The organism is Amedibacillus sp. YH-ame10 (assembly GCF_053848885.1).
This window is the reverse complement of record NZ_JBSPFA010000060.1, coordinates 1-4110: the sequence shown is the minus strand read 5'-3', so window position 1 is coordinate 4110 and position 4110 is coordinate 1. Positions and strand designations below refer to the sequence as shown.

Annotated in this window: 4 protein-coding genes; all 4 read right to left on the bottom strand. The window is 34.1% G+C overall.

The annotated features are described in order from the left end of the window. Positions 1-124 precede the first annotated feature (124 nt). Genes ACWG42_RS14835 through ACWG42_RS14820 form a run of 4 tightly spaced genes read right to left on the bottom strand, consistent with a single transcriptional unit; the run spans position 125 to position 3886 of the window. Positions 125-1048 carry a magnesium transporter CorA family protein gene (locus ACWG42_RS14835; protein WP_455793340.1) on the bottom strand — a complete coding sequence of 308 codons (924 nt, stop codon included), beginning with the start codon at positions 1046-1048 and terminating at the stop codon, positions 125-127. Positions 1049-1063: 15 nt separating this feature from the next. Continuing rightward, the gene (locus tag ACWG42_RS14830; RefSeq protein WP_455793339.1) at positions 1064-2500 is read right to left on the bottom strand and encodes a DUF2779 domain-containing protein; all 1437 of its coding nucleotides are present in this window, start codon (positions 2498-2500) and stop codon (positions 1064-1066) included. Positions 2501-2555: 55 nt separating this feature from the next. Next, entirely contained in the window at positions 2556-3521 is a 966-nt protein-coding gene (locus tag ACWG42_RS14825) for a helix-turn-helix transcriptional regulator (RefSeq protein WP_455793338.1), read from the bottom strand. A 14-nt stretch (positions 3522-3535) separates the two neighbouring features. Further along, complete coding sequence (locus tag ACWG42_RS14820) at positions 3536-3886, bottom strand: hypothetical protein (RefSeq protein ID WP_455793337.1); 351 nt, start codon at positions 3884-3886, stop codon at positions 3536-3538. Between the last annotated feature and the right edge of the window lie 224 nt (positions 3887-4110).

Genomic DNA, 4110 nt, shown 5'->3' with positions numbered 1-4110 from the left:
ATTCCACCGATGAGTCATCCATGGAAACATGCTTCGTTTCAAAATTATTTACTAACGATGAAGCATCGCAATGACTGTACTAATGTTTAACTATTTTTGAGACATTTTCAAAAACGGTTGACACTTATTTTAACAACTTTTTCTTTCGAAAGAACCAAATACATGCAACGATAATGCATACGGATAAAACTATCACCGTAATATAACCATATTGCCACTGCAATTCTGGCATAAATTTAAAGTTCATACCATACCACCCTACAATCAAGGTAAGTGGTAAAAAGATAGTCGTTACAACTGTAAAAATATACATAATACGATTCATATTTATATCCATTTGTGATTGACATGCTTCTCGTATTTGTAACATATAGTCCTTTAACATATGCACATTTCCATTTAAACGTGTAATGCGATCTGCCAAAATACGCAAGTGATGAATTTCTTGATTCACAAAGAAGTTGTTTTCATCTTGCAAGAGTTCTTCACAAACATTTGTTAGTTGTTCATAGTAATGCGTTAAAAACAATAAATCATTACGAATAAACCTTGTTTTCTGATTGAATCCATCCGTTATATTATTTATGATTTCCTCATCCAAATCAGCTAGTTTATTTTCAATGTCTTCTAACATCTTTAAATTTCCCGCAATGACACAGTTCATTACTGCACTCACGATATGCTCCAAACAATATGTTTTCGCATTCATCTTATCCACTGCATCATATAAAGTCTTTTCGTATTCTTCATCATCACAGACTACCAACACCAAGTGTTCCATTACATAAAATGCAATTTTGATTTTTTGAAACCCTTGTTTACTTGGGCGCAACACATGTAATAGTCCAAAATCATATCCATAATACGAATCCATTTTATGAATCGTATGAGAAGAACGCAAGTATTCTTGTAGTGTATTCACAGAAAACTGAAATTGTTTCACAAACAATTCCAATTCAGTTCCTTTACAAATCCCAAACACCAAATCGTTTTCTTTTACATCTTCATAGGCAATTTCTTGTAGTCCTTGCGAAAAGTTATAAAACATCCAGACACCTCCCTTTTATTTTGAAGCAAGTTCTTTTAATGCATGATATACAATATATTCTGCATACGTATCCATAGAACAATACTGGGTAAGTTGTTCATAGATTTCCTTCTTTTCTTCTGAATTTGCTTCATGATATTGACGCCACTTATCTACCGCATCCATGCCATAGGAAATCGCAAGATCTTGATAGGTATAATCTGAATAAACAGATACCAATGTTTTCAAAGAATATCCACCTTGCATTCTTAAATCATATACATTCCCAGTAGAAAATGGCAATGATAAATCCACCATTCTTAACCACACTTGTTTTAATTCTTCTTCATATTGTGGGAATTGTTGTGCCAATTGTACCAATCGTAGTTTTTCTGCACCTTCCATATTAAACACAAGAATGCTTCCATTCTTTGGCACATTCGCCAACAAATCTTTTATAAATGCTTCTCTACAATCACCTTCTCCAATAAACCCATGATGTTGTAGTTCTTCCTCTTGAGCATGTTCCACATGTAAACTATATTGAAAAGTCAATACATCATATGGCTTCATTCCAGTATAAGGAGGAAAAGCATATGTTTCCCATTCAAAGTCCAAATACGAAATCGGATATGTAATATGATCCTTTATCCAACATTGTAAAGCTTTTCTATCAACATATTCTCCGCCAAGTTTGGCAGCCATAATTTGTGCATATTGATGACGTGTTCCTTCAATCCGTTCCACATCAACATCTTTCAAATCATCTATTCCTTCTTCTTTCATCGTAAACTTATGCGCGGATTGTACAAGATGAAGAATAGACGTATCTTCCACATCTTCATAAAAACAATCTTCATAAAAAGAACATTTCAACCCTCTTGTACAGTTGGTTGTACGTTCATAAGCAATCTCATTCATAGATTCACATGCAATCAACGCATCAATTACTTCATCTATATCACGTTTACATTCATCCACAAGCTCATAAATACTTGTATGTGCTTTATTTTTATTATTAAACAAACGTTGATTAACAACAAGCAATTCTTTTACATCCAAATCCTCTTCACGTACATAATTAGCATTCAAATGAATCGCAAGCACTTGATCTACATGAATATCTAATTTTTCTAATACACTTAACGTATCCGCAATGTATTGTGCTTCCTTTTCTTTTGGAAAACAACTACGATACGTCATATACATGGTAACAACGCCTGCCTCTTGTACTAACACAGGAACTTTCACACGTAAATCACGATACACAAAACGAGCATTTACTAATGTTTTCTTTTCATGAAAAGCATCCAAAGCAAGACTACCTTCATCTCCAACTTTACCAACAAATGCATCTTGAATCATCAAAAATTCACGTACTAAATCACTCATATTTTCATTATAGTTGATGAATGGCACAAAATCCTTACGTTCTTTTCTGGAAAGCCAGAAAAAACGAGGACAACGTTCCATTTTTTTTATATCTGACAAATGGTACATACTGTTCACTTCTCTTTCTTATGTAGAATTATAACAGAGAATGACTAGAATTAGAATAAGCCTCTCCCATATCTTTTATTATTTGTAGCATTTTCAATTTCAAATGCTCTGGAGACAACAATGTCACATCTGCACCTAAAGATAATAAAAATGCAATACACTCTATCTCCCCTTCCATGATGGTTGTAAAATGTAACGTATCTTCATCCATCCATTCCATCTTAGGATCAATTCCTATTCTTTTCTCCGCAATACGTCTTGCACGTTCTCTATAAATATACATATCCAGTTCAAACACTTCATCTTTTACCAAACCACTCTCCCCAATATGATCTTTTAGTTTGAATTCCGTATCCCTTTGAAACGGAATATTTAACATCACAACTTCTTTCATTCGCTCTTCACTAAATTTAAAGGTACGATAATCTTTCGCTTTCAAAGAATACCCAACGCAATAATAACTCCCTTTATAATTCAATATCTCATAAGGCATTACCTGTACCTTTTGGACTTCCTTAGAACGCAATGAGCGATACCCCAGCTCCAATCTTAATCCGTTTTTGATGGCTTGTTCACACACCCCAATGGCTTTTCTCATACGCTCTGTAATAGGTTCTACATCATATTCCATATAAATATCTCTATCTTTTGTATTAGATACAAGATTTGCCTGTACTTTATCCATCGCTTTTTCAAACTCTTGTCGCATCAAAAAATCATGATGACTTTGAATAAATAAGCGCGCCTCTTGAAGTGCTCTTACTTCATATGGAGTGAAACTATGCACAGGTAAAAGGGTACCTCGATGTAGAGTGTACCCACCAAATTTACCAGTTGTACTATCTATGTGATAGCCTGCCTCTTCTAATTCTTTTTTATACTCTGCAATATTCCTGACATTGCATTGAAGTTCTTGCGCTAATTCACTTCTACTCATAAAGCCCCTAGCTTTCAACAACAATAACATTTGAATACAAGAAGCACTTCTTGACATACTTATCCTACCTTTCATTCATATACATAATCAAGTGGACAGTAACGGGATGGATAAGGACCAAATACTTTCTTCACTTTTTCAGCTTTCGGTACAATTCCTAAGAATGCAAGTGGAAACACCATTTCCCCAATCCCGCGATCCAAAGCGAATCCTAAAGCTTCCTCTACCTGTGTAGCCCCAGCTTCGATTAGTGTCATCACCATTTCTTTGTTACAAGTAAAGACCGCATGCAACAAAATTGGATACCCATTAAAAATCCAATTTGGATCCGCCCCTGCCTCCAATACAATCGTTGCTAGTTCTACATTCTCATCCCATACTGCATTTAATAATTGTTTTGCTAATGTTCTTTCGTTTATCATATAAATTACCTCTCATTTCTCTTCTTGTCTATATGATAAACCCTATTGTTACATTATACATGTAACAATATAAATATTATATCACTTTTTTCTCTAACAAAATAAAAAAGATGTCCTGAAGGACATTCCGAAAGATTAAATTTCGCCTGTAGATATAGTATACTATCTATAGGTGATTTTTTTGATTAAAGACTCTTCTGTTTTCGCAAAAAAAGAGATTGCTT

Excerpts from the sequence above, each read along its gene's own strand:
- ACWG42_RS14825 (WP_455793338.1), bottom strand. The coding sequence starts at position 3,521 with ATGTCAAGAAGTGCTTCTTGTATTCAAATGTTATTGTTGTTGAAAGCT.
- ACWG42_RS14835 (WP_455793340.1), bottom strand. The coding sequence starts at position 1,048 with ATGTTTTATAACTTTTCGCAAGGACTACAAGAAATTGCCTATGAAGAT.
- ACWG42_RS14820 (WP_455793337.1), bottom strand. The coding sequence starts at position 3,886 with ATGATAAACGAAAGAACATTAGCAAAACAATTATTAAATGCAGTATGG.
- ACWG42_RS14830 (WP_455793339.1), bottom strand. The coding sequence starts at position 2,500 with ATGGAACGTTGTCCTCGTTTTTTCTGGCTTTCCAGAAAAGAACGTAAG.